The sequence below is a fragment of the Streptomyces lasiicapitis genome (genome assembly GCF_014646335.1).
GTDB lineage: Bacteria > Actinomycetota > Actinomycetes > Streptomycetales > Streptomycetaceae > Streptomyces > Streptomyces lasiicapitis.
Genome location: NZ_BMNG01000012.1, coordinates 329,044 through 353,287, shown reverse-complemented (window position 1 = coordinate 353,287; position 24,244 = coordinate 329,044). Strand labels below are relative to the sequence as shown.

Annotated in this window: 21 protein-coding genes; 7 read left to right on the top strand and 14 right to left on the bottom strand. The window is 72.7% G+C overall.

The genetic code is table 11. From position 1 onward, the window contains the following. Positions 1 to 15 precede the first annotated feature (15 nt). Complete coding sequence (locus IEY91_RS27005) at positions 16 to 2,499, bottom strand: helix-hairpin-helix domain-containing protein (protein ID WP_373288023.1); 2,484 nt, start codon at positions 2,497 to 2,499, stop codon at positions 16 to 18. Positions 2,500 to 2,888: 389 nt separating this feature from the next. Continuing rightward, positions 2,889 to 3,869, bottom strand: a complete 981-nt coding sequence (locus IEY91_RS27000) for an aldo/keto reductase (protein WP_164326256.1) — start codon at positions 3,867 to 3,869, stop codon at positions 2,889 to 2,891. A 246-nt stretch (positions 3,870 to 4,115) separates the two neighbouring features. Between IEY91_RS27000 and IEY91_RS26995 the strand changes: the two genes are divergently transcribed. Together IEY91_RS26995 and IEY91_RS26990 are read left to right on the top strand one after the other, a co-directional pair. After that, positions 4,116 to 5,177, top strand: a complete 1,062-nt coding sequence (locus IEY91_RS26995; RefSeq protein WP_164326257.1) for an LLM class F420-dependent oxidoreductase — start codon at positions 4,116 to 4,118, stop codon at positions 5,175 to 5,177. A 276-nt stretch (positions 5,178 to 5,453) separates the two neighbouring features. Beyond that, the gene (locus IEY91_RS26990) at positions 5,454 to 6,242 is read left to right on the top strand and encodes a ferritin-like domain-containing protein (protein ID WP_164326258.1); all 789 of its coding nucleotides are present in this window, start codon (positions 5,454 to 5,456) and stop codon (positions 6,240 to 6,242) included. 21 nt (positions 6,243 to 6,263) lie between these two features. Here the strand turns inward: IEY91_RS26990 and corA are convergent, their stop codons facing one another. Beyond that, positions 6,264 to 7,262 carry a magnesium/cobalt transporter CorA gene (gene corA, locus IEY91_RS26985; protein WP_164328671.1) on the bottom strand — a complete coding sequence of 333 codons (999 nt, stop codon included), beginning with the start codon at positions 7,260 to 7,262 and terminating at the stop codon, positions 6,264 to 6,266. Positions 7,263 to 7,324: 62 nt separating this feature from the next. On the opposite strand from corA, the gene IEY91_RS26980 reads away from it, so the two are divergent. The 4 genes from IEY91_RS26980 to mshC all read left to right on the top strand — a co-directional run bounded on the left by IEY91_RS26980 (position 7,325) and on the right by mshC (position 10,821). Beyond that, entirely contained in the window at positions 7,325 to 8,011 is a 687-nt protein-coding gene (locus tag IEY91_RS26980; RefSeq protein ID WP_164326259.1) for a histidine phosphatase family protein, read from the top strand. Between the two features lie 67 nt (positions 8,012 to 8,078). Further along, positions 8,079 to 8,669 (top strand): DUF3090 domain-containing protein, encoded by a 591-nt coding sequence (locus IEY91_RS26975; RefSeq protein ID WP_164326260.1) that lies wholly within the window; start codon positions 8,079 to 8,081, stop codon positions 8,667 to 8,669. Next, positions 8,633 to 9,478, top strand: coding sequence for an SCO1664 family protein (locus tag IEY91_RS26970; RefSeq protein ID WP_164326261.1), 846 nt, complete (start codon positions 8,633 to 8,635; stop codon positions 9,476 to 9,478). The genes IEY91_RS26975 and IEY91_RS26970 overlap by 37 nt, the downstream gene beginning before the upstream one ends. Before the next feature lie 113 nt (positions 9,479 to 9,591). Further along, positions 9,592 to 10,821: a cysteine--1-D-myo-inosityl 2-amino-2-deoxy-alpha-D-glucopyranoside ligase gene (gene mshC / locus IEY91_RS26965; RefSeq protein ID WP_164326262.1), complete on the top strand. Its 1,230-nt coding sequence runs from the start codon at positions 9,592 to 9,594 to the stop codon at positions 10,819 to 10,821. A 101-nt stretch (positions 10,822 to 10,922) separates the two neighbouring features. Here the strand turns inward: mshC and IEY91_RS41970 are convergent, their stop codons facing one another. Beyond that, positions 10,923 to 11,285, bottom strand: a complete 363-nt coding sequence (locus tag IEY91_RS41970; protein ID WP_229697244.1) for a hypothetical protein — start codon at positions 11,283 to 11,285, stop codon at positions 10,923 to 10,925. Between IEY91_RS41970 and IEY91_RS41965 the strand changes: the two genes are divergently transcribed. Next, a complete protein-coding gene (locus IEY91_RS41965; RefSeq protein WP_229697243.1) occupies positions 11,262 to 11,729 on the top strand; it encodes a hypothetical protein in 468 nt (155 codons plus the stop codon). The two genes, IEY91_RS41970 and IEY91_RS41965, sit on opposite strands and share 24 nt — an antisense overlap. Here the strand turns inward: IEY91_RS41965 and IEY91_RS26955 are convergent. From IEY91_RS26955 to glpK, 10 genes are all read right to left on the bottom strand, one after another. Then, complete coding sequence (locus IEY91_RS26955; protein WP_189175970.1) at positions 11,719 to 13,473, bottom strand: S8 family peptidase; 1,755 nt, start codon at positions 13,471 to 13,473, stop codon at positions 11,719 to 11,721. The two genes, IEY91_RS41965 and IEY91_RS26955, sit on opposite strands and share 11 nt — an antisense overlap. Positions 13,474 to 13,770: 297 nt before the next feature. Beyond that, positions 13,771 to 14,940 (bottom strand): PAC2 family protein, encoded by a 1,170-nt coding sequence (locus IEY91_RS26950; RefSeq protein WP_189175969.1) that lies wholly within the window; start codon positions 14,938 to 14,940, stop codon positions 13,771 to 13,773. Between the two features lie 131 nt (positions 14,941 to 15,071). Beyond that, complete coding sequence (locus IEY91_RS26945; protein ID WP_189175968.1) at positions 15,072 to 15,743, bottom strand: FadR/GntR family transcriptional regulator; 672 nt, start codon at positions 15,741 to 15,743, stop codon at positions 15,072 to 15,074. Between the two features lie 144 nt (positions 15,744 to 15,887). Then, positions 15,888 to 16,634 carry a ferredoxin reductase gene (locus tag IEY91_RS26940; protein WP_189175967.1) on the bottom strand — a complete coding sequence of 249 codons (747 nt, stop codon included), beginning with the start codon at positions 16,632 to 16,634 and terminating at the stop codon, positions 15,888 to 15,890. Between the two features lies 1 nt (position 16,635). Continuing rightward, a complete protein-coding gene (locus tag IEY91_RS26935) occupies positions 16,636 to 17,253 on the bottom strand; it encodes a sulfite oxidase-like oxidoreductase (RefSeq protein WP_164326268.1) in 618 nt (205 codons plus the stop codon). Continuing rightward, positions 17,250 to 18,605, bottom strand: coding sequence for an amidohydrolase (locus IEY91_RS26930; RefSeq protein ID WP_189175966.1), 1,356 nt, complete (start codon positions 18,603 to 18,605; stop codon positions 17,250 to 17,252). Before IEY91_RS26930 ends, IEY91_RS26935 begins: the two co-directional genes overlap by 4 nt. A 130-nt stretch (positions 18,606 to 18,735) precedes the next feature. Further along, positions 18,736 to 19,536 (bottom strand): phosphorylase family protein, encoded by an 801-nt coding sequence (locus IEY91_RS26925; protein WP_189175965.1) that lies wholly within the window; start codon positions 19,534 to 19,536, stop codon positions 18,736 to 18,738. Positions 19,537 to 19,807: 271 nt separating this feature from the next. After that, positions 19,808 to 20,866, bottom strand: coding sequence for an LLM class flavin-dependent oxidoreductase (locus IEY91_RS26920; protein WP_164326271.1), 1,059 nt, complete (start codon positions 20,864 to 20,866; stop codon positions 19,808 to 19,810). A 149-nt stretch (positions 20,867 to 21,015) separates the two neighbouring features. Further along, complete coding sequence (locus IEY91_RS26915; protein ID WP_164326272.1) at positions 21,016 to 22,635, bottom strand: glycerol-3-phosphate dehydrogenase/oxidase; 1,620 nt, start codon at positions 22,633 to 22,635, stop codon at positions 21,016 to 21,018. 37 nt (positions 22,636 to 22,672) lie between these two features. Continuing rightward, positions 22,673 to 24,232, bottom strand: coding sequence for a glycerol kinase GlpK (gene glpK / locus IEY91_RS26910; protein WP_164326273.1), 1,560 nt, complete (start codon positions 24,230 to 24,232; stop codon positions 22,673 to 22,675). Positions 24,233 to 24,244 lie beyond the last annotated feature (12 nt).

The window sequence follows — 24,244 nt, the reverse complement described above, 5'->3', positions numbered from 1 at the left end:
GCGCCCGTGCGGGATTTAGCCCGCTTCCTGCGGCTGCGGGCGCAGCAGTGTGCGCAGGCGCGTCGTGCGCTCCTTTGCGGGGCGTTCGGCCACCGCCTGGGGCAGGGACTGGGCGACGCCCTGGACGACGGACAGGTGGCGCTCGGCGCGGCTGAACGCGGTGTAGACCCAGGGCCTGGTCAGGGCGGCCGCCGCGTCGCCGGGCAGCACCACCACCGCCGCGGGCCAGCGGTGCCCCGCGGCCTGGTGCGCCGTGACCGCCCAGGCATGCCGCACGGTCTGCTCCACCCGCTCCTTCGGTACGACCACCGGGGCGCCCTCGCACTCCAGGCGCAGGCCCTGCGCGTCGGCGCCGACGACCCGGCCGAGCGCCGTGCGGCCCGGCACCTGGGCGTACGCGACACGGTCGCCGGGGTCGAAGCCGCCGAACCGGCCCGGGCCCGGGTTCAGCCGCTCCTTCAGCGCCGCGTTCAGCACGCGTGTGCCGGCCGCGCCGCCGTGGCCGGGCGTGATGACCTGGGTCTGGTCGGCGGGCACGCCGATGGCGCGGGGCACCGAGTCGGCGACGAGCTGCACCGTGCGGTGGATCGCGTCGGCCGCGTCCCGCACCGGGACGATCACGACCTCCTTGCCCGGCGCCTCGACCTGGGTCAGCTCGCCGATGCCGATTCCGGAGACCAGCTCACCGATCGGACCCGGATCCGGCGTACGCGAGACGACCTGCGGGCAGCAGCGGGCCGCGAGCAGATCCGCGAAGACCCGGCCGGGGCCCGCCGACCACAGCACTCCGGGGTCCCCGCTGAGCACCAGCCGGGCGCCGTCCGGCAACGACTCGACGAGCATCGCGGCGCTCTCCAGGTCGAGCTGCGAAGCGTCGAGGACGACGAGCAGGTCGACGGCGAGCGCGCCGTCCGTGTCGCGCCCCGGACCTTGGCGCCCGGACAGCAGGCCTGCCACGGTCACGGCGACGGCCGTGTCACCGGGGGCCTGCCCTGCCTGGGTGAAGGTCCCGTTGGCAGGACCGTCCTCGGCGGGTCCACCGGCGGTGGCTGCCTGGTGGGTGTCGTCACCACCGCCACCGTCGGCACCGTTGCCCGGCCGCCCGGCCTGTCCGGCGGAGTCGCCGCGGCCCGCGTGCCCGGCCGCTCGGGTGTCCGGGCCGGCGCCACCCTGGCCAGCGGCAACCCCGGGGGCGGCCGCCGCACCGTCGGCGTCCCCGCCCAGGCGTCCCGCCAGCCTCCGCTGCCCGTCCGCGCTGTGCGTCGCCATGCACACCCGAAGTCCCAGCGCACGCGCCGCCGCCACCAGCGCGGCGGGTTCGGCGCGGGCCGCCTCGCCGCCCGTGTGCAGCACGAGGCCGTTGCCGGCCACGGCGCGGATCAGGTCGGCGGCGGAGCCCGCGGCGCGGCTCGCCGCGGCGTCCCAGTCGGCGGCCGACGGGACCGAACCGTCCTCCTGCCCGTCCTTCGGCAGGGAGTTGATGACCCGGGCCAGGCCGTCGGCCAGGCTCTCCTCCGCGAGGGCGTACTGCTCCAGGCCGACAAGGACACGGACCGGAACAGCTGCCTCCGGGGCGTCCGGGTCGTCCTCGGCACCCTCGCCGGTCGTGGCGGGCGGCGCCGGGGCGGCCCCCGGAACGTCGTCCAGCGCGTCCTGGAAGACCAGCACATCGCCCTCCGCGACGGCGGCGTGCACCGCCTCGTCCGGGTCCGGCACGCCACGCTGACCGAGCGCCGCGGTGAGCCCCGCCGATTCGAGCGCCGTGTGCCCGGCGAGCGCGGCCTGTTCCAGGAGCCATACGGTCAGGGCACTGCCCCGGCGCTCGTCCCCGGGACCGCAGTCCGGGCCGAGCAGCGCCCGCGCGAACCCGTCGGCCTGCTCGGGTCGCACTCCCGCGACGCGCAGCAACTGCCAGGGGTCGGCCCGTAGTCGGTCGTCCGCGCCCTCGCCCAGCGCGGCCGCGGCGCGGGCCGCGAGCGCGGCGGGCGCACCGCCTTCGGCCAGCACGGCCGCCACGGCCTCGGTGGTCTCCGGCGCGGGCTCGGCCGGACCGGCCGGGGCCTCGGACACCGGCCGCCGCACCGGCTCGGCGACGGGCGCGGGCCTGCGCGGCGCGACCGGCTCCACCCCGCGGAACGCGGAGGCGACGGGCTTCTCCCCGCTCTCCACGGCCCGCACCGCCGCCAGCAGGTCGGCCGCGGTCCCCTGAAGCTTCGCACCGGCGTCCAAGGGCCCACTCTTGGCGGCCTTGCGCTCCTCGATCCGCGCCCGCAACTCCCGCTGCGCAGCAAGCTCGGCCTCGGCCTCGGAGGGACCACTGTCCGCGTCGCCCGCACCACCGTCCGCACCGGCAGCGTCGCCGCCCGGCTTGTCCGCACCACCGTCCACACCGGCAGTGTCGGCCCCGACCTGCCCTGCGCTCTCGGCGTCTCCCGCGTCTCCCGCGTCTCCCGCATCTCCAGCGGTCACGGTGTCTGTCGTCCCCGTCCCTGCCTGCACGGGAATCTCGGCGCCGCCCGCGTCCGCACCGACCGCGACACCGGTCTCCCCGGCTCCGCCCCGCCCTGGGCCCTCGGTGTCGTCCACGCCCGCGTCGGCTTCGCCGCCCCCCGAGGTCTCGGCATCGTCCGCGTCGGACGCAGTACCGCCGGTTGCCTCAGGCGAGCCCTGCCCCACGGCGGCCTCGCCGTCTCCGTCGTCCACCGCGTCGGCCTCACCCCGGGCCCCGTCCCCGCGCGGAGCGGCCTCCGAGTCGCCCCCGGCCCCTGCTCCCGATGCGTCCCGGTCGGTCCGGGTGGTCGTGGCCCCCGGCGCGTCGTCGGCGGCGGGCCCCGTGTCGGCCTCCGGGGCCCCGGGCTCGGCGACCTCCGCGGCAGCGGACTCCGTACTCACAGCGTGCTCCAGTCCTGGTCTGGGTAGCGGTGCACGGGCGCTGACACGTCGTCGAGCGCCTGGCAGATCTCGTCAGGAAGACTAAGGGTCTCCACTGACAACGCGGCCGTGAGCTGCTGCGCGTTGCGCGCGCCGATGATGGGGGCCGTCACTCCGGGACGGTCGCGCACCCAGGCGAGGGCCACCTGGAGGGGGGTGACCGCGAGGCCGTCCGCCGCTATCGACACGGCGTCGACGACACGGCTCGCCGCGTCGTCGAGATACGGGGCGACGAAGGGCGCGAACTGCTCGGAGGCGCCGCGCGAGTCGGCGGGTGTCGCGTGCCGGTACTTGCCGGTGAGGACGCCGCGGCCGAGAGGTGAGGACGGGAGCAGGCCGACGCCCAGGTCGACGGCCGCGGGCAGCACCTCGCGCTCGATGCCGCGCTGGAGCAGGGAGTACTCCATCTGTGTGCTCGCGATGCGGGTGCGGGTGCCGACCGCGGCGAGCTGCCAGGTCGCGGCCTTGGCGAGCTGCCAGCCGCTGAAGTTGGAGACGCCCGCATAGCGCGCGCGGCCGCTGCTGACCGCGATGTCCAGGGCCTGGAGGGTCTCCTCCAGAGGGGTCTCGGGGTCGAAGGCGTGGATCTGCCACAGGTCCACATGGTCCGTGCCGAGACGGGCCAGCGAGGCGTCGAGGGCGGAGAGCAGATGACCGCGCGAGCCGTCGAAGCGGCGGTAGGGGTCGGGCACGCTGCCCGCCTTCGTCGCGATGACCAGATCGCGCCGCGGCACGAGCCGCTCGACCAGCCGGCCGAGGAGATACTCGGCCTCCCCGTCGCCGTACACATCGGCCGTGTCCACGAGGGTGCCGCCCGCCTCCCAGAAGACCTTCACCAGGTCGGCGGCGTCGTTCTCGTCCATGTGTCCCCATGTGAGGGTGCCGAGTCCGATCCGGGACACACGCAGACCTGTTCGGCCGAGATGCCTCTGCTCCATGGCCGCGAGATTACTGGCCACGCCTGAGCGCTGGGTGCGCGTGTGGACAAAGCAGGGACTGTGGACAACTCACCGACCCCCACGGGGAGTCGGCCCCCGGGCCGACACACCTGCCCCACACGCCTGCCCCCACACCTGCCCCGCGCCCCGCCCCCGCCCGGCCCGCCGCCCGCGCCTGACGGATCGCGCACCCGCGCGCTACAGTCCGGGCACAGGCACGTTACTCATGGGTAAGGGGATTCGGCCATGCAGCTCGGGATCAACCTCGGCTACTGGGGCGCGGGGATGGACGCGGACAATCTCGCCGTCGCGAAGGAGGCCGACAAGCTGGGCTACGCGGTGTGCTGGGCGGCCGAGGCCTACGGCTCGGACGCGGCCACGGTGCTCGCGTGGGTGGCGTCCCAAACCGAGCGCATCGACATCGGCTCGGCGATCTTCCAGATCCCCGCGCGCCAGCCCGCGATGACCGCGATGACCGCGGCCACCCTCGACTCGCTGTCCGGCGGGCGCTTCCGGCTCGGCCTCGGCGTCTCCGGGCCGCAGGTCTCCGAGGGCTGGTACGGCGTCAAGTTCGACAAGCCGCTGGCGCGCACCCGCGAGTACGTCGAGATCGTACGTAAGGCCATGACCCGCGAGCGCCTGAGCCACGACGGCGAGCACTGGACGCTGCCGCTGCCGGGCGGTCCCGGCAAGCCGCTCAAGCTGACCGTGCACCCGCAGCGCGAGCACATCCCGCTGTACATCGCCGCGATCGGGCCGAAGAACCTGGAGCAGACCGGCGAGATCGCCGACGGCGCGCTGCTGATCTTCCCGGCCGCCGAGCACCTGGAGGAGACCGCGCTGCGCCACCTGCGCGCCGGGCGCGAGAAGGCCGGCAAGACCATGGAGGGCTTCGACGTCGTGCCGACCCTGCCGCTCGCCCTCGGCGAGGACGGGGACGACGCCATCGGCGCGCTGGCCGACATGTTCCGGCCTTATACGGCGCTGTACGTCGGCGGCATGGGCAGCCGGAAGCAGAACTTCTACAACCAGCTCGCGCGGCGCATGGGGTACGAGAAGGAGGCCGCCGAGATCCAGGACAAGTACCTGTCCGGCGACAAGAACGGCGCGGCCGCCGCCGTACCGCGCTCCCTGATCGACTCCACCACGCTGCTCGGCTCCGTCGACCGCATCGCGGACCGCATGCGGGCGTACGCACAGGCCGGTGTCACCACGCTCACGCTGGCGCCCGCGGGCTTCACGCTGGAGGACCGGCTCGCGTCGCTGCGGGCGGGCACCGAGGCCCTGGAGCGCGCCGGTCTGGCGTAACGCGAGCCCGCGCGCGAGAAGAGATTTCCGCGGCCGTGGTGGGGGCTCGGGGGTCTTCCCCGCCACGGCCGTCACGGAGCACAACGCCCCGAGGACCCCTCCGGTTACGGCCCTCCGGGCGCTGTCGCCGCGGCCCGGCACCCGGCCCCGTTCGGCCGTCCGGGTCCTTCGTTCGGCTGAGCTGTCGCATACACGTGTTGCTTGATGGTGCGCTGCCCATTTGACTCGTTCTTTGCGGAAGTCTGTGTGGTCAGTGACGGCATGGAGGTGCCTGCGATGCTTTCGGCCAGGAGTCTCTTCCAGGAGATCCTCGACAACGACGAGTCGTTCCGGCTGTTCTGCTCCATCGCGGCGAGCGGTGAGTCCCAGGGCGGCTGGGAGAACGGGCGCATCGCCGCGCTCGTCCCCGACAGCCAGCGCGACCTCGCGCCCAAGATCACCCGGCACGGCGCAGACGAGAACAAGCACGGCCGGATCTTCAACGCGCTTCTTAAGAAGCGCGGCCTCGAGCCGGTCGAAGTGCCGCACGAGACCGACTACACGATGCTGCTCGAGAAGCACGGCATCGGCCTGGCACACGAGAAGCTCCGCGCCGACGAGCGGCTCACCGAGCAGGACATCATCACGTACCTGTCGCACAGCCGCGTCACCGAGCAGCGCGCCGCCGACCAGATGGTCATGCTGCGCAAGTACTTCGGGGACGACCCCGAGGTCGGCAAGGCCGTGAAGATGATCTCGAACGACGAGGACAACCACCTGGCGTACTGCCACGAGGAGCTGCTGCGCTTCGCGTACGCCGGACACGGCCGCACCATCCAGCGCACCCTGCGCGAGTGCGCGCTCGTCGAGATCGCCGTCTACCGCGACGTCAGCCTCGCCGTCATGGAGCGGATGGGCCGCATCCTGGGCTGGTCCCCGACCAAGTCCAAGACGCTCGCGGCGGGCATCCACGCGATGTACGCCTATGAACGCGCCGGCGGCTGGCGGCGGATGGTGTCCCTGAAGATGCCGCAGCGGCGTGACGCCCTGGGCGGACCGGCCACGTCGGCGCCCGAGTTCGCCTGAGCCCGAGCCCGCGCGCGGGGCCTACATCCACCCGCGGTGCTTGAACAGCCGGAACAGGCCGACCTCCAGGGCAGCCATCAGCAGGATCACCGCCGGATACGCCCACCACCAGTGCAGCTCCGGCATGTGGTCGAAGTTCATGCCGTAGATGCCCGCGATCATCGTGGGCACCGCGGCCATGGCCGCCCACGCGGAGATCTTCCGCATGTCGTCGTTCTGCCGCACGCTCATCTGCGCCAGATGCGCCGACAGGATGTCCGTGACCAGGCGGTCCAGGCCCTCCACGGACTCGTTCACGCGCGTGAGATGGTCGTTGACGTCCCGCAGATACGGCTGCGCGGACTCGTTCACGAAGGGCACGGCGCGGCCGAAGGGACCCACGCCCGCGAGGCGCGCGAGGGGCATCGCCAGCGGCCCCGAGGCGCGCCGGAACTCCAGGATCTGGCGCTTGAACCGGTAGATGCTCGCGGCGGTGGTGCGCGAGCCGCCGCCACCCGGCGAGAAGACCTCCGCCTCCAGGACCTCGAGGTCGGTCTGGAGCTCGCCCGCGACCTCCAGGTAGTGGTCGACCACGGCGTCGGCGATGGAGTAGAGCACCGCCGTCGGCCCGTGTTCGAGCACCTTGGGATCCGCCTCCAGGCGGTGGCGTACGGAGCTGAGGGGCGCGCCCTCGCCATGACGGACGGTTACCACGAAGGAGTCGCCCATGAAGATCATGAGTTCGCCGGACGTGACGGAGTCGCTGTCCGGCTCGTACACCACCGGCTTCAGGACCACGAAGAGCGAGTCGTCGAACACCTCGAGCTTGGGCCGCTGATGGGCCTTCAAGGCGTCCTCGACGGCCAGCGGATGCAGCGAGAACTCCTGGGTGACCAGGTCGAACTCGTCCTCCGTCGGCTCGTAGAGACCGATCCAGACGAACGCGTCACCGATCGCACGGGCCTCGTCGAGGGCGTCGGAGAAGTCCGCGGGACCCTCGGTGCGAAGCCCGTGCCGGTAGATGGCGCAGTCCACGATCACGCTGCGCATTCTTCCGAAGCTTCACTGCGGGCGCACCCGCTCGGCGGCTTAGGCTGGCCCGCATGCCCACGCTGATCCTTCTGCGCCACGGACGTTCGACCGCCAACACCGCGGGTCTGCTCGCCGGCTGGACGCCGGGTGTCGGCCTCGACGAGCGCGGCTCGGAGCAGGCCGCCGCGCTGCCAGCACGGCTCGCCGCGCTGCCGCTCGCCGAAGTCGTCACCAGCCCCCTCCAGCGCTGCCAGGAGACCATCGCGCCGCTCCTCGCCGCCCGCGCGGGAGTGCCCGTCCACACGGACGAACGCATCGGGGAGTGCCACTACGGGGACTGGTCCGGCCGCAAGCTCGCCGAGCTTGCCGACGAGCCCCTGATGGAGGTCGTCCAGCAGCACCCGTCCGCCGCCGCCTTCCCCGGCGGCGAGTCCCTGCGGTCCATGCAGACGCGGGCCGCGGAGGCCGTACGCGAGTGGAACGCGCGCGTGGAGCGCGATCACGGCGCCGACGCCGTGTACCTGATGTGCTCCCACGGCGACATCATCAAGTCCCTTGTCGCGGACGCCATCGGGCTGCACCTCGACCTGTTCCAGCGCGTCTCCGTAGAACCCTGTTCCGTCACCGCGATCCGCTACACGAGGCTGCGCCCCTACCTCGTACGCCTCGGGGACACCGGCGACTTCGGGTCCCTGGCCCCGCGCGAGGTGCCCGCGGGCGACGATGCTCAGGTGGGGGGCGATGCGGGCGCACCGTGATCGTCGGCCGCAGTAGGGTGCAGTCGTCGCGTGAAGTAGATGTAGTCGATTCCAATGGAGACAGGACGTGTCCCGTCAGGTGTTCCTCTATGACCCGCCGGAACGCTTCGTGGCCGGAACGGTCGGGCTCCCCGGACGGCGTACGTTCTTCCTCCAGGCGTCCGCCGGGGTCCGCGTGACCAGCGTCGCCCTGGAGAAGACTCAGGTGGCCGCGCTCGCCGAGCGCATGGAGGAGCTGCTCGACGAGGTCGTGCGGCGCAGCGGCGGCAGCGCGGCGGTGCCCGCGGTCGCGCCCTCCGAGATCACCGACAGCGCGCCGCTGGACTCGCCCGTCGAGGAGGAGTTCCGCGTCGGCACGATGGCGCTCGCCTGGGACGGCGAGGAGGAGCGCATGATCGTCGAGGCGCAGGCCCTCGTCGAGCTGGACGCCGACTCCGAGGAAGACCTCGCGGAAGCTGAGGAAAGGCTTCTGCAGGACGAGGAGAACGGCCCGCCGATGCTGCGCGTGCGCCTCACCGGCGCCCAGGCCAGGGCCTTCACCAAGCGCGCCCTCGACGTCGTGAACGCGGGCCGGCCGCCGTGCCCGCTGTGCAGCCTGCCGCTCGACCCGGAAGGACACGTATGCCCGCGCCAGAACGGATACCGGCGGGGAGCCTGACCGCCGTGGACCTGCTCACCCGCGGTGAGCTGACCGTGCGCGGACAGATCCGGGAGGCGTCCAACGCGGTGCTGTACTGCACGGTCGCGTACGAGGAGCAGAGCGCCGCCTGCGTCTACAAGCCCGTCGCCGGGGAGCGGCCCCTGTGGGACTTCCCCGACGGCACGCTCGCGCAGCGCGAGGTCGCCGCGTACGAGGTGTCCGAGGCGCTCGGCTGGGGGCTCGTGCCGCCCACCGTGCTGCGGGACGGGCCCTACGGCGAGGGAATGGTGCAGCTCTGGGTCGGGCCCGCGGCCGACGCCGAGGACGCCGCCGCGGTGGGCGGTGCGGAGCTGTTGGCCCTCGTCGAGGGGGAGGAGCCCGGGGACGGCTGGAAGGCCGTCGGGTTCGCCGAGGTGGGCGAGGGGCGGACGGCGCTGCTCGTGCACGCGGACGACGTACGGCTGCGGCGGCTCGCCGTGCTCGACGCCGTGATCAACAACGCCGACCGCAAGGGCGGGCATCTTGTGCTCGGGGAGGACGAGCGGCTCTTCGGCATCGACCACGGGGTCACGTTCAACGTCGAGGACAAGCTGCGGACGCTGCTGTGGGGGTGGGCCGGGGAGAAGCTGCCCGAGGAGGCGGTGGACGCGCTCGGTTCCCTGCAAGGCGGCTTGGCGGCGGGGGAGCGGCTTGCTGGGCGGCTCGGGGAGTTGCTGACCGCCGCGGAGGTCGACGCCGTCCGGGAGCGGGTGGCCGCGCTGCTTGCGGCGGGACGGCATCCGGGGCCGTCGGGGGAGTGGCCGGCGATTCCGTGGCCGCCCGTCTGACGGGCGGCGCGTACGGAGACGGGCTGCTGCCCCCGTCGTGGGCAGGTGAAACCTGTTGAAGATCTCGCTGCCCTGGGTCGTATGTGGACGGGGCATCCGGTTAGGCTCAAGGCATGTATGCCTGGCCCGCTTCTGAGGTTCCCGTCCTGTCCGGCAAGGGCCGCGGCCTCCGGATCCACGACACCGCGACCGGTGGACTCGTCACCCTCGACCCCGGTCCCGTCGCCCGTATCTACGTCTGCGGCATCACTCCGTACGACGCCACCCACATGGGTCACGCGGCGACCTACAACGCGTTCGACCTCGTGCAGCGCGTGTGGCTCGACACCAAGCGGCAGGTGCATTACGTACAGAACGTCACCGACGTGGACGACCCGCTCCTGGAGCGCGCCAAGCGCGACGGCAAGGACTGGGTCGAGCTGGCACAGGGCGAGACCGCGCTGTTCCGCGAGGACATGACCGCGCTGCGGCTGCTCCCGCCCCAGCACTACATCGGCGCCGTCGAGTCGATACCCGGCATCGTGCCGCTCGTCGAGCGACTGCGTGACCTGGGCGCCGCCTACGAACTCGAGGGCGACGTCTACTTCTCCGTCGAGTCCGACCCGCACTTCGGCGAGGTGTCGGGGCTCGACGCCGCCGCCATGCGGCTGCTCTCCGCCGAGCGCGGCGGCGACCCGGACCGCGCGGGCAAGAAGAACCCGCTCGACCCGATGCTCTGGATGGCGGCCCGCGAGGGCGAGCCGAGCTGGGACGGCGGCTCGCTCGGCCGCGGCCGGCCCGGCTGGCACATCGAGTGCGTGGCCATCGCCCTCGACCACCTCGGCATGGGCTTCGACATCCAGGGCGGTGGCTCCGACCTCGCCTTCCCGCACCACGAGATGGGCGCGTCCCACGCCCAGGCCCTCACCGGCGAACACCCCTTCGCCAAGGCCTACGTGCACGCAGGCATGGTCGCCCTCGACGGCGCCAAGATGTCCAAGTCCAAGGGCAACCTGGTCTTCGTCTCCAAGCTGCGGCGCGACGGCGTCGACCCGGCCGCCATCCGGCTCGCCCTGCTCGCGCACCACTACCGCGCGGACTGGGAGTGGACCGACCAGGTGCTCCAGGACGCCGTCGAGCGGCTCGCCCGCTGGCGCGCCGCGGTGTCCCGGCCGGACGGACCGCCCGCCGACGCCCTCGTCGAGGAGCTGCGCGAGGCCCTCGCCAACGACCTGGACGCGCCCACCGCGCTCGCCGCCGTCGACCGCTGGGCCGCCCGCCAGAGCGCCGAGGGCGGCACGGACGAGGGCGCCCCGGGCGTCGTGTCGCGCGCCGTGGACGCGTTGCTGGGCGTCGCGCTGTAGCAGCGTACGGAGTTACGTACAGACGATGCGCACCAGCGGCGCCGGGCGGAAGGAATCCGCCCGGCGCCGCCGTCGTTCCTCGGTGCCTCATCCGGAGTGCGTCACCTGGTGATCACGACCGCCAGGAGCAGGCCCGGGTTGTTGGTGTCGTAGTAGCCGATGACCGGCAGGCCGTACGTGAAGGCCTCCTGCACCTGGTCGCGGGTGCGCTCGCTCGGGTTGACGTACACCCGCCAGTCGCCGTCGACGTGCAGGTAGAGGAGCGAGGCCTGGCCGGGGAGCGGCTGGACGACGTCCCAGAAGCTCTCGGAGACGTTCCCCGCGATCGCCTGCGTGGAGATCTGCGGGGCCTGGGCCTGCGGGACCTGCTGCTGGCCGAGCTGCTGGAGCAGTTGCTGGAACGGCGGCTGCTGGCCGAGCTGCTGCATCTGCTGGCGCAGGTGCTGGGGGATCTGCTGCTGCATGTGCTGCGGGCTCTGCTGCTGACCCGGGATCTGCTGCTGGCCCTGCTGGCCCTGCTGGCCCTGCTGGCTTTGTTGGCCGAACGGCTGCTGCTGACTGAACGGCTGCTGCTGGCCGTACTGCTGGCCCTGCTGGCCGAACTGCCGCTGCTGGCCCATCTGGCCCATCTGACCGATCTGGCCGGGCTGCGGGGGCGCGGTGCTCTGGCCCTGCTGCTGGCCGTACTGCTGCTGGCCGAAGGGCTGCTGGCTCTGCTGACCCGGGAACTGCTGCTGGCCCTGCTGGCCGAACGGCTGCTGCTGACCGTACTGCTGGCCCTGCTGCTGGCCCAGTTGACTCATTTGCGGGGTGGTGCTCATGCGGGTGCCACCTTCCGTCAATGGTCTGTCCGTTGTTGTGTTGCGTTGTGTGGTGCGCTTCGTCGCGTGCCGTGGTTCAGCCCGTGACGACCAGGCCCACGACCTCGTCGTCCGAGAACCAGACACGTACGTCCGGTGATCCGCCGGCGAAGGCGGAGTGGACCGCCTGCCGGGTCTCGGGGGTGGGGTTGTTCAGGTTGCGCCACTGCCCGGCCACGAAGAGCCGCAGCCGCGGCGGGAGTTCGGGCGGGTAGGGCATCAACTCGTCCCAGTAGCGCTCGGCGCGGCCCGAGCCGACCGCCGCCGGCAGCAGCTTGGTGACCGCCGCCCTGATGTCCGGACGGCTGCCTATCCGCTGGGACGCCGGGCGGCCAGGACCGTCCTGCTGCGGCGAGCCAGTGGCCCGAAGGACCGCCCGCGCGCGGGACGACGTCATCGGCTGCTGGCCCGCGGCCTTGAGCATGCCCTGGAGCGAGGCGACGGCGCCGACGACGACGGGGGAGGCCGACGAGGTGCCGGAGAACGTGTCCGTGTACCAGGCGATCTCGTCCACGCCGCCCTGCAGGTCGCCCGGCTGGTTCCAGAAGCCGCCGGTCGTCGTGGTCTCGCGGCCCCAGCCTTGCGCGTCCACACGCGCGCCGTAGTTGGAGAACGCCAGGCGCGAGCGGTCCGGGCCGTGGTCGCGGCCGTGCGTGCCGGGCGGGGGTGCGCCCGCGCCGACCAGGACGGCGTCGGACGACGGGTTGGACGGGTTGAAGGGGTTGCGCCACCAGGACGGGAACTCGTCCGGACGGCGCTCGTACACCGCGTCGTCCAGGGACTCCGCGCCGTTGCCCGCCGCGCCGACCACGATGATCCCCTTGGCCGTCGCGTAGCGCACGGCGGCGAAGTCGTCCGGCCACCATTCGAGGGCGATGTAACCCTTCTGGTCGTCGCGCACCGCGAAGTCGAACTTCGGCCCCGGGCGGTGCAGTTCGATGAGGATGATGTCGCCGGGCGCGAGCCGGTCCGCCGCGGCCTGGATCGTCGCCGCCGTTCCGGCCGGCATGAAGGACGCGGCCGCGGTCACGGCGTCCGGCACGATACCGGTGACGCCGAGGCTGTTGCGGTCGGCGCCGATCACGCCGAGCACCGCGGTGCCGTGGTTGCGCCACGACAGGTCCTGGATGGGGGTGCCGATCACCACGCCCGCGAGCTTCGCCGACAGGTCCTCGTGGCTGAGCTGCCAGGCGCCCTCGACGTCGATGACGGTCACGCCGTCGCCGCCCCCGCCGAGCCGCTGCCAGGCCCAGTACGCGTCGACGCCCTCGGGCGCCGCGCCCAGATAGCCCTGGCGGCCGCTGAAGTCGGCGGTCGCGGGCATGCCCTCCTTGCGGCGGCGGGCCTCGTCCGGCTCGCCCGCGCCGCCCTGCTGCCCGGCGGGGCCGAGCGTGGCGGGCACGGCGCCCGGCTTGACGTACGCCGTGTCGATGCCGGGCAGCGCCGCCATCCGCGCGCGCAGTTCCTCGGCGCGGTCCGCGCCGCCGCGGACCCGGTAGAAGAGCGTCAGGTCCGGTACGTCGTCCGTCGTCACCGGCGCCGCGGCCCGCAGCCGGTCCTCGCTGCCGAACAGCGGCTCCAGGACGAGCTGTTCGTCGCCGAGGAACATGTTCAGGGCCGACACGTCGGATCCCGTCGCCGAGCGGACGCCCTGCTCCTGGGCGCGCAGCCGGGCCTCGGGCCGGGCGACGACGATCAGTTCCTGCTCGGCGGGCCGGTAGGTGAACCCCGCCCCGTCGGGTCCGGGGCCACTGCCCCCGGGGTCGCTGCCCCGCTGCACCTGGTCGGTCATCGCTCCACCGCTCCCTTCGATTCCCTGTCGCTTCCTGGCCCCGCGCCTCGCCTGCCTTCCGGTCGCTGCACACCCTGCTACCGCCGGGCCCGGACGTCCAGACCCCTTTCGTCCAACTGTGTTTGAAGAGAAGTTGAGTTGGGAACCGTGTGCATTTCATCAAGAAGTCCGTGTCACGCCTCATACCAGCCAATTGCGTACGAGGCGTACGTGACGGGCTTGCTCTCGTGGGCTGTGGGCAACGAGAAGGGGCGGCCCCCTCGCGGGTGCCGCCCCTCGTCCTGGATCAGGCCCTTCTCAGTCCTCGGAGGAATCCCCCGAGTCGGAATCGTCGCCCTTGACGTGGCTGTCGTCGCCCTTGGGCTCGTCCCTGGCGTCGCCCTTGGCGCCGCTCGCTCCCGCGTCGCCGGACGAGCCGGATTCCGGGCTTGACTCGGCCGGGTCCTCGCCCTTGCCGTCGTCCTTGGCCTCGCCCTCCGGGCGGGGCTGCGGCTTCGGTGGCCGGGTGCGCTCGCTCGGCGCGTCCCGCAGATACGCCGCCCCGTCGCCGCCGTCCGTGGCGTGCCCGCCGACCTGGCCGGGCCCGGGGCCCACCTGCCCGGTCCCGGCGACGGGACCGGGACCGCCGCCGTCGCGCCGCCGCAGATACCGCTCGAACTCGCGGGCGATGGCCTCGCCGGACGCCTCGGGGAGCTCCGCGGTGTCCCGCGCCTCCTCGAGGGACTGGACATACTCCGCGACCTCGCTGTCCTCGGCGGCGAGCTGGTCGACGCCGAGCTGCCAGGCGCGCGCGTCCTCGGCCAGCTCGCCCTGCGGGATCCTGAGGTCGATCAGGTCCTCCAGGCGGTTCAGGAGCGCCAGCGTCGCCTTCGGGTTCGGTGGCTGGGAGACGTAGTGCGGCACGGCCGCCCACAGGCTCACCGCCGGGACGCCCGCGTGCGTGCACGCCTCCTGGAGGATGCCGACGATGCCCGTCGGACCCTCGTACTTGGTCTCCTCCAGGTCCATGGTGCGCGCCAGATCCGGATCGGACGTGACGCCGCTGACCGGGACCGGGCGGGTGTGCGGGGTGTCGCCGAGCAGCGCCCCCATGATCACGACCAGCTCCACGCCCAGCTCATGGGCGAAGCCGAGCAGCTCGTTGCAGAACGAACGCCAGCGCATGGACGGCTCTATGCCCCGCACCAGGACGAGGTCGCGCGGCTTGTCGCCGCCCACGCGGACCACCGAGAGCCGGGTCGTCGGCCAGGTGATCTTGCGCACGCCGCCGTCCAGCCACACCGTGGGCCGGTTGACCTGGAAGTCGTAGTAGTCCTCGGCGTCCAGCGCCGCGAACACTTCGCCCTTCCACTCCTTGTCGAGATGCGCGACCGCGGTGGAGGCGGCGTCGCCGGCGTCGTTCCAGCCCTCGAACGCGGCCACCATGACCGGGTCGATCAGCTCGGGTACCCCCTCGAGCTCGATCACCCAGGCCTCCTTCCGACGTTCTCCTCATAAGTACGCCCCAACCTTACGGCGTCCCGCGGGGCCCTCCGCAGCCCCCCGGTGGGGCCGAATGCCGGGATCACTGCCCAGGTCAACTGCCCGTCACGCATGGCTCACAGGGTGGAGCGCAGCCACTGCTCCACGCTCGCGATGTGCACCGTCGCCCAGGACCGCGCCGCCTCCGCGTCCCGGTCGCGCAGCGCCGCCAGGATCGCGCGGTGCTCGTGCAGGGTGCGGCTGACGGCGTCCTCCTGGGTCAGGCCGCGCCAGATGCGGGCCCGCGTGGTCGGCCCGGACAAGCCGTCGAGCAGTGAGCACAGCACCGAGTTGCCGGACGACTGCACGATGCCGCGGTGGAACTCCAGGTCGCAGGCGACCAGTTCCTCCACGCTCGGCGCGGCGCCGAGCACGTCCAACTGCTCGGTGAGCGCGTCCAGTTCGGCCTCGGTGATGCGGGTGCTGGCCATGGCCGTGGCGGCGGGCTCCAGGATCCGGCGCACCGCGAGGAACTCCAGGACCGTGTCGTCGCGGTGGAAGTCGACGACGAAGCTCAGCGCCTCCAGGAGGAGCTGCGGGTCCAGACTCGTGACGTACGTACCGTCGCCCTGCCGCACGTCCAGGATGCGGATCAGCGAGAGCGCCCGCACCGCCTCGCGCAGCGAATTGCGGGAGAGCCCCAGCTCGGCGGCCAGCTCGCTCTCCTTGGGGAGCCGGTCGCCGGGGCGCAGCGCGCCGGAGACGATCATGTCCTTGATCTTTTCGATGGCCTCGTCCGTGACAGCCATGGGGACCTCGCCTCAGTGTGCGGACCGGCGTCGGCCGGTGCTGACCGTGGGGACCGGACCGGTGCGGACCGGTGCGGACCGGTGAAATAGACATCGGATGTATCGGCTCAGTATGTCCCCTGCGGCCGCCTGTGAGCAGGGGGTTCAGCCGAAGCGTTCGATCCTGATGCGGTCCACGGGCTGGCCGCCGTCCACCAGGAGCCGCGAGGCGTGCTCGGCGAAGCCGTTCGAGCCGCAGATGTACGCCTCCCAGCCGCCGTCGGGCTGCCCGGCGCCGAGATGCGGCGCCAAGTGCCCGGCGTTCAGGCGGCCTTCGGCGCGGGTGAGGACGGCAGTGGTCTCGTCGCCGTACTCGTCCGCGTAGATCAGGTCCTCGCGGGTGCGGGCCGAGACGATCAGGCGCAGCGGCACCGTCAGGCCCGCGCGGCGGTGGTGGCGGATCATCGACATCAGCGGTACGACGCCGGAGCCCGCGCCGAGCAGCAGCGCGGGCCGGTCGCCCGGCCAGGCGAAGAAACCGGACAGCGGGCCGCGCACCTCGACGGTGTCGCCCACCCGGGCCACGGTGTGCAGATGCCCGGAGACCTCGCCGCCCGGCGCGTGGTCCAGGGTCAGCTCGATCTCGCCGCTGTCGTCGGGCGCGGACGCCAGCGAGTAGTGGCGCTGGGCGATGTAGCCGTCCGCCGCGGTGAGCCGCAGCATCAGGTGCTGGCCGGGCAGATGGCCCTGCCAGTCGGGCACCTTGAGCCGGAACGTCGAGGCGGCGGGCGTCTCCCGGCGGATGTCCGTGATCAGGGCGGGCTGCCAGACGGAGGCCGAGCGCGTGCTCACGGCGATGCGGCCGGGGACGGCGAACGCGGTCTGCGCGGCGGTCTGGGGGTCGGTTCCCATGTCAGTCCCCCACGTACCGCTGCTCGCGCCACGGGTCGCCCCGGTGGTGGTAGCCGTTCTGCTCCCAGAAGCCCGGCTCGTCGTGGTCGAGGAGCGTGAGGCCCGCGATCCACTTGGCGCTCTTCCAGAAGTACAGGTGCGGGACGATCAGGCGGGCGGGCCCGCCGTGCTCCGGCGCCAGCGGCGCGCCGTCGTACTCCCAGGCGATCCAGGCCCGGCCGCCGGTCACGTCGGCGAGCGGCAGGTTGGCGGTGTAGCCGGTGTGGGAGTACGCGACGACGTGCGTGGCCGCGGGGGAGGGCCCGGCGTCGGCGAGGAAGGCGTCCAGGCTCACCCCGCCGAAGCGCACCCCGAACTTGGACCAGCTCGTCACGCAGTGGATGTCGCCCCGGTACTCCGACGCGGGCAGGGCGTGCGCGTCGTCCCACGACCAGGTGCGCGGGCGCGCGACGAGACCGTCGACGCGGAACGTCCAGTCGGCGGCGGCGATCCGCGGCGTCACCTCGGCGGAGAGCACGGGCCAGCCGTCGCGGGCGTCGTACTGGCCCGGGGGCAGGCGCGGGTCGCGGTCGGCGGCGCGGGCGCGGCCGGTGAAGCCGCGGGTCGGTTCGGAGATCATGTGCTGACGTTCCTGGTGAGGTGCTCGGTGTGCGTACGCGGACGGGGTACCGGGACCGATACCGCGTCCTGGAGGCCGTCGACGGCCTGGCGCTCGTCGACGGTGAGCAGCGCCCGCCCGCGCATCAGGACCCGGCCGTCCACGACGGTGTCGCGCACGTCCGCGGCCCCGGCGGCGTACGCGAGCGTCGAGTACGGGTCGTGCCGGGGCGCCAGATGCGGCCGGTCCAGGTCGAGGACGACCAGGTCGGCGCGCTTGCCCGGCTCCAGTGAACCGAGCTGCCCGCCGAGCCCGAGGGCCCGCGCGGACTCGATGGTCGCCATCCGTACGGCCTGCTCGGCGCCGACCGCCGTCGGGTCGCCGCCCGCCTTGTGCACGAGCGCGGCCATCCGCACCGCGCCGAGCACGTCGAGCGTGTTGGAGCTGACCGCGCCGTCCGTGCCGAGGCCCACGGTGACGCCCGCCGCCGTCAGGTCCGGCACCCGGGCTATCCCGCAGCCCAGCTTCAGGTTGGACACCGGGCAGTGCGCGACGGCCGTGCCCGTGCGGGCCAGCGCCGCGATCTCGGCGTCGGTCAGGTCGACGGCGTGCGCGAGGAGCGTGTCCGGGCCGAGAAGGCCGAGCGAGTCGAGGAGCTCCACGGGACGCATGCCGTGCAGCTCGGTGACGGTCGCCACCTCGGTGGCGTTCTCGGCGGCGTGCAGGTGCAGCAGCGCGCCGTGCGCGCGGGCCAGCGCGGCGATCGCGGTGAGCTGCTCGGGCGCCAGCGTGTACGCGGAGTGCGCGAACACCACGGGCCTGCTGCCCGGCGCCGGGGTGCGCGCGGCCAGGTGGGCCTCAGCCCAGCCGAGCCGGTCCGCGTACGGGCGGCCGTCCGGCGGCCCCGGCACGTCCATGAACGTCGGCCCGCTGAGCAGCCGCCACCCGGCCTCGCGGGCCACCGCCTCGGCCGCCTCGTGGAACCAGTACATGTCGAGCGCGGTCGTCACCCCGCCGCGTACCGACTCCGCGATCGCCGCCCGGATGCCCGCCGCGACCGTCTCCGGCGAAAGCAGCTCGGCCTCGCGCGGAATGACGCGCTCCAGGAAGCCCTGGAGCGTCAGGTCGTCGGCGGAGCCGCGCAGCAGCGTCATCGCCAGGTGCGTGTGCGTGTTGATGAGCCCCGGCAGCACGAGACAGCCGCGTGCGTCGATCTCCTCGGCGGGCGCGTACGCGCCACGCAGCCGCTCGGCGGGGCCGACCTCGACGATCTCACCGGCGCGCACGGCGACCGCGCCGTCGGGGACGACGGTGCCGGTCGCGTCGACGGTGAGGACGTCGCCGCCGTGGACGAGGAGATCGATGGGAATCATGCGTTCCGTTCCGTGCGAAGGGGGTGCGGTGGATGGAGGGCCGGGGCGGTCATGGCCTCCGTCGGGACCGGATGGGTCACGGCGTCGGCGGCTCCGTCGGCCGGGGTGTGGCCGACGGGCGCGTGACCTGTCACGTCGTGGGCGTTCGCTGCGCGGGCAGCCCGGCGTCCTCGGCGGCCAGCAGGCGCAGTGCGTCCAAGGTTATCCGGGCGCCGCGGGTGACTCCGTCGGCGACCACGGAGCGGTGCGGGTCGTAGCCGCCGGTGGCCTCCTCGTCGACCAGTTCGTCCGCGTTGACGCCGTCGACGACGAGCGCGCCGCCCGCTGTGAGACCGCGCGTCGAGGCGAACACGTACAGCGCCGACAGCTCCATCTCGATCGCCGCGATCCCGGCCCGCTCGTAGGCCTCGGCGGGCAGTGGCAGGAAGCCCGGCTGGAACGCGGCCCGGGTCCACACCACGCCCCGGTGGTACGGGGCTTGCGCGGCGCGAGCCGCCCGCTGCAGCGCAAGCACCGCCTCCGGCGCGGCGAACGCCGGGTACTCGGCCGGGATCAGCTGCTGCGTCACGCCGTCGTCGCGCACCGCCGCGTCCGCGACGACCAGGTCGCCGTCCCCGATCCCCGGGCGGATCGCGCCCGCCGTGCCCAGCCGGATGAAGTGCGTCACACCTGCCTCGGCCAGCTCCTGGAACAGGCACAGCGCGCCCGGGGCGCCCACGCCGTGCGAGGCCACCGCGACCGGCAGTTCCTGCCAGGTGCCGGTGAACGTGCGGTATTCGCGGTGGTACGAGACCTCCTTGGCGCCGTCCAGGAGGCCGGCGACGGCCGCGGCGCGGGCGGGGTCGCCGACGACGACGGCGTGCTGGGGGAGGCCGGTGCGGGGGATGCCCGAGATGGGCAGGGTGGGGGTTTCTTGGGCGCGTGTGGTCATCCGGGGGCTCCTGAGGGGGACTTGGGGGTGCTGCGGGTCGGGCGGGCTCGGGGTGATCCTCGCAGGGCGCCCCAGGCCCGCCCCTTCCCGAACCGGGGGCTGCCGCCCCCGGACCCCCGCTGATCGGCGCTCCGCGCCTCGTCCTCAAACGCCGGACGGGCTGAAAAATCCAGCCCCTCCGGCGTTTGAGGAGCGGGGGTCTGGGGGCAGAGCCCCCAGTTTCGGGAAAGGGGCGGGACTGGGGCGCAACCGCGAGGCCCACCCCCCCCGCTCACGCCCACAACCCCGACCCCGCCTCCCTCCGCACCACCGGTGCGACCTCCTCCGCGAACCGCGCCAACGTCTCGACCTGCTCACCCCGCGAAAGCCCGAACCCATCCACGGAGATCGACTGCAGATCGTGCCCGTACACCTCCCGCCACCCCAGGATCTTGTCGATGATCTGCTGCGGCGACCCGATGAGCTGCGGCCCGTCGGCGACGGCGTCCTCGATGGTGCGGAAGGGGGTGTTGTAGCCCGCCTTCCCTTCCAGGTCGGGCCGGTACGACTGGCGCACCCGCGCCTCGTACAGATCCCGGTACCGGCTCACGGCCCGCTCCGCGCTGTCCGCGATGAGCAACCCACCCGACCCGGCCGCGACGTGCGCCCGCGCCGGATCGTGCCCGTACGCCTCGAACCGCTCCCGGTAGTGGGCGATCAGCTTCGCGTACGCGGCCCGCGGCTGGACGGCGTTGGCGGTGAACAGCGGATCGCCGTGCAGCGCGGCGAGTTCGGGGGAGTTGAGGGACGTCGCGGAGCCGTGCCAGACGCGCGGCGGCCCGGCGTACGGACGCGGCACGGTCGTCACGTTCTTCAGGGCGGGCCGGAACTCGCCCTGCCAGTCGACGTCCGACTCCCGCCAGAGCCGCCGCAGCAGCTCGTACTTCTCCTTCTGGAGGTCCCACTGACGCGCCTCGTCGAGGCCGAACAGATCGAAGTGGCCCGCCTCCGCGCCCTTGCCGATCACCAGCTCCACCCGGCCGCGCGAGAGCTGGTCGAGCGTCGCGTACTCCTCGGCGACCCGCACCGGGTCGAGGATCGCGACGACAGTCACGCCGGTGAGCAGGCGGATGCGGGAGGTGCGTGCCGCGAGGGCGCCGAGGACGACCGCCGGGCTCGACGACAGGAACGCGCCCGCGTGCCGCTCGCCCACGGCGTACGCGTCGTAGCCGAGCCGTTCCGCCTCGACGCCGACCTCGACCACGTCCTCGAACCGCTCGGCGGCGGAGGGGAGTTCACCGGTCAGGGGGTGAGGGGAGTGCGAGATGAGAGACAGCACTTGAAACTTCATGCTTCAAATGTGCGGGGCGAACGTTGCGGCGGTGTGGCGGCGGCATGGCACCCGCGCACCCGCGCCCGCGTGCCTGGTGACGCACACTCCGGAGGGCACGCGTAAGGGGCGGCCGCCATGGCGACCGCCCCTTACGTACCAGGTGAGTGTCAGGCCTTCTTGCCCAGTATGTCCTCGACCTTGCCCCGCACCTCGTCCGTCGCCAGACCACGGATCGTCAGCGTCGTACGGCGGCGCAGCACGTCGTCGGCCGTCTCGGCCCACTCGTTGTCACGGGCGTAGACGACCTGCGCCCAGATCTCCGGGGCGTCGGGGTGGACGCGCTCGGCGAGCTCCGGGTTCTCGTTCGCCATGCGGGCGATGTCGAAGGCCAGGGAGCCGTAGTGCGTGGCCAGGTGGCGCGCGGTGTCGGGCGCCATGCGCGGGCCGGGCGCCGGGCCGTCGACCAGGAGGCGGTGGGCGACCGCGCGCGGGTTGGCGATACCGGGCAGCGGCAGCTTCTTCGGCAGCTCGGAGATCGGCTCGTAGTCGTCACCGAGCGGGTGACCCGGCAGCGCCTCCAGCTTCTTCATGACCGTACGACCGATGTGGCGGAACGTCGTCCACTTGCCGCCCGCGACCGACAGCATGCCGCCGCGGCCCTCGGTGACGACCGTCTCGCGCTTGGCCTTCGAGGTGTCACCGGGACCGCCCGGAAGCACCCGCAGACCCGCGAAGGAGTACGTGATCAGGTCACGGGACAGCTGCTGGTCGCGGATGGAGAACGCGGCCTCGTCCAGGATCTGCGCGGTGTCGGACTCGGTGACGCGCACGTCCGCCGGGTCGCCCTCGAACTCCTCGTCGGTGGTGCCGAGCAGCAGCATGTCCTCCCAGGGCAGGGCGAACGTGATCCGGTACTTGTCGATCGGCGTGGCCAGCGCGGCCTTCCAGGGGGCGGTGCGCTTGAGGACCAGGTGCGCGCCCTTGGACAGGCGGATGGAGGGCGCCGCGTCCGGGTTCTCCATCTTGCGCAGGTGGTCGACCCAGGGGCCGGTCGCGTTCAGGACCAGGCGGGCGGTCACACCGAACTCGGTGCCGTCCACGCGGTCCTTGAGGTCGGCGCCGGTGACCCGGCCGCCGGTGAAGCGCAGGCCGGTGACCTCGGCGTGGTTGAGGACGGCGGCGCCGGCCTCGGCGGCGGCGCGGACCGTCATCAGGGCCATGCGCGCGTCGTTCATCTGGTCGTCGCCGTACACGGCCACGGCCTTCAGGTTGTCCGTGCGCAGCTCCGGCACGTCCTGCGCCGCCTTGGCGGGGGAGAGCAGGTGGCCGACGCCGTCACCGAACGCGGAGAGGGCCGAGTAGGCGAAGACGCCCGCGCCGAGCTTGGCGGCGCCGTGCGGGCCGCCCTTGTAGACCGGCAGGTAGAAGGTGAGCGGGTTGGCGAGGTGCGGTGCCACCTGGCGTGACACCGCACGCCGCTCGAAGTGGTTCTCCGCGACCAGCTTCACCGCGCCGGTCTGCAGGTAACGCAGACCGCCGTGGAGAAGCTTGGAGGAGGCGGAGGAGGTGGCGCCGGCGAAGTCGCCGGCGTCCACCAGGGCCACCCTGAGACCCGACTGCGCGGCGTGCCAGGCGGTGGAGATGCCCAGGATGCCGCCGCCGATCACCAGGAGGTCGTAGGACGCCTTGGAGAGGCGCTCCCGGGTCTCGGCGCGGCTCGGGGCGCTGCCGGCGGCCGGAGGCGTGCCGAGAGCCGGGAAGGCGGGGCCGCTCTGCAGGGTGGTCATGGTTGCTTAACTCCTCGTCAGCTGAGCTGAGTGCGGTTCAGCTCTCGTCGTCCTCGAGCCAGCCCATGGTCCGCTCGACGGCCTTGAGCCAGTTCTTGTACTCACGGGCGCGGGTGTCCGCGTCCATGTGGGGGGTCCACTCCGCGGCCCGGCGCCAGTTGGCGCGCAGGTCGTCGGTGGAGGACCAGAAGCCGACGGCGAGACCGGCGGCATAGGCGGCGCCGAGGCAGGTCGTCTCGGCGACCATGGGGCGCACCACGGGCGCGTCCAGGAAGTTCGAGAGGGTCTGCATCAGCAGGTTGTTGGAGGTCATGCCGCCGTCGACCTTGAGGGCCGCGAGCTCGACGCCGGAGTCCTTCGTCATGGCGTCGGTGATCTCGCGGGTCTGCCAGGCGGTGGCCTCCAGGACGGCGCGCGCGATGTGCGCCTTGGTGACGTACCGGGTCAGACCGGCGATCACACCGCGGGCGTCGGAGCGCCAGTACGGGGCGAACAGGCCGGAGAAGGCCGGTACGAAGTACGCGCCGCCGTTGTCGTCGACCGAGGACGCGAGCGTCTCGATCTCGGCGGCGGAGTTGATCAGGCCCATCTGGTCGCGCATCCACTGCACGAGCGAGCCGGTGACGGCGATGGAGCCCTCGAGGGCGTAGACCGGCTTCTTGTCGCCGATCTGGTAGCCCACGGTGGTCAGCAGCCCCGAGTAGGAGTTGATGGCCTTCTCACCGGTGTTCATCAGCATGAACGTGCCGGTGCCGTACGTGGACTTGGCCTCGCCCTCCTCGAAACAGGTCTGGCCGAACAGGGCCGCCTGCTGGTCGCCGAGGGCGGAGGCGACCGGGATGCCGCCCAGGATGTCGCCGAGCTTGCCGCCGGTGACCTCGCCGTAGACCTCGGCGGAGGAGCGGATCTCGGGGAGGATCCCCATCGGTACGCCGATGGACTCGGCGATGCGCTCGTCCCACTCCATGGTGTGGAGGTTCATCAGCATGGTGCGCGAGGCGTTGGTGACGTCGGTGACGTGCCTGCCGCCGTTCACCCCGCCCGTCAGGTTCCAGATGACCCAGGAGTCCATGGTGCCGAAGAGGATGTCGCCGGCCTCGGCGCGCTCGCGCAGGCCCTCGACGTTGTCGAGCAGCCAGCGGGCCTTGGGCCCGGCGAAGTAGGAGGCCAGGGGCAGGCCCGTCTCGCGGCGGAAGCGGTCCTGGCCGACGTTGCGGCCGAGCTCCTTGCAGAGGGCGTCGGTGCGGGTGTCCTGCCAGACGATGGCGTTGTACACCGGCTCGCCGGTGTTCTTGTCCCAGAGCAGCGTGGTCTCACGCTGGTTGGTGATGCCGATGGCCTTGATGTCGTCGCGCGTGATGCCGGCCTTGGAGATGGCTCCGGCGACGACTTCCTCGACGTTGGTCCAGATCTCGGTGGCGTTGTGCTCGACCCAGCCCGGCTTCGGGAAGATCTGCTCGTGCTCCTTCTGGTCGACGGAGACGATGCGGCCGTCCCGGTCGAAGACGATGCAGCGGCTGGACGTGGTGCCCTGGTCGATGGCCGCGATGAACGGTCCGTCGTGGGACTGGGCGCCTGCGGTGTGTGCGTCGGTCACGGTGTGCTCCTG

Excerpts from the sequence above, each read along its gene's own strand:
- IEY91_RS27000 (WP_164326256.1), bottom strand. The coding sequence starts at position 3,869 with ATGGAGCAGAGGCATCTCGGCCGAACAGGTCTGCGTGTGTCCCGGATC.
- IEY91_RS26995 (WP_164326257.1), top strand. The coding sequence starts at position 4,116 with ATGCAGCTCGGGATCAACCTCGGCTACTGGGGCGCGGGGATGGACGCG.
- IEY91_RS26990 (WP_164326258.1), top strand. The coding sequence starts at position 5,454 with ATGCTTTCGGCCAGGAGTCTCTTCCAGGAGATCCTCGACAACGACGAG.
- IEY91_RS26980 (WP_164326259.1), top strand. The coding sequence starts at position 7,325 with ATGCCCACGCTGATCCTTCTGCGCCACGGACGTTCGACCGCCAACACC.
- IEY91_RS26970 (WP_164326261.1), top strand. The coding sequence starts at position 8,633 with ATGCCCGCGCCAGAACGGATACCGGCGGGGAGCCTGACCGCCGTGGAC.
- mshC (WP_164326262.1), top strand. The coding sequence starts at position 9,592 with ATGTATGCCTGGCCCGCTTCTGAGGTTCCCGTCCTGTCCGGCAAGGGC.
- IEY91_RS41970 (WP_229697244.1), bottom strand. The coding sequence starts at position 11,285 with ATGCAGCAGCAGATCCCCCAGCACCTGCGCCAGCAGATGCAGCAGCTC.
- IEY91_RS26955 (WP_189175970.1), bottom strand. The coding sequence starts at position 13,473 with ATGACCGACCAGGTGCAGCGGGGCAGCGACCCCGGGGGCAGTGGCCCC.
- IEY91_RS26945 (WP_189175968.1), bottom strand. The coding sequence starts at position 15,743 with ATGGCTGTCACGGACGAGGCCATCGAAAAGATCAAGGACATGATCGTC.
- IEY91_RS26940 (WP_189175967.1), bottom strand. The coding sequence starts at position 16,634 with ATGGGAACCGACCCCCAGACCGCCGCGCAGACCGCGTTCGCCGTCCCC.
- IEY91_RS26935 (WP_164326268.1), bottom strand. The coding sequence starts at position 17,253 with ATGATCTCCGAACCGACCCGCGGCTTCACCGGCCGCGCCCGCGCCGCC.
- IEY91_RS26930 (WP_189175966.1), bottom strand. The coding sequence starts at position 18,605 with ATGATTCCCATCGATCTCCTCGTCCACGGCGGCGACGTCCTCACCGTC.
- IEY91_RS26925 (WP_189175965.1), bottom strand. The coding sequence starts at position 19,536 with ATGACCACACGCGCCCAAGAAACCCCCACCCTGCCCATCTCGGGCATC.
- IEY91_RS26920 (WP_164326271.1), bottom strand. The coding sequence starts at position 20,866 with ATGAAGTTTCAAGTGCTGTCTCTCATCTCGCACTCCCCTCACCCCCTG.
- IEY91_RS26915 (WP_164326272.1), bottom strand. The coding sequence starts at position 22,635 with ATGACCACCCTGCAGAGCGGCCCCGCCTTCCCGGCTCTCGGCACGCCT.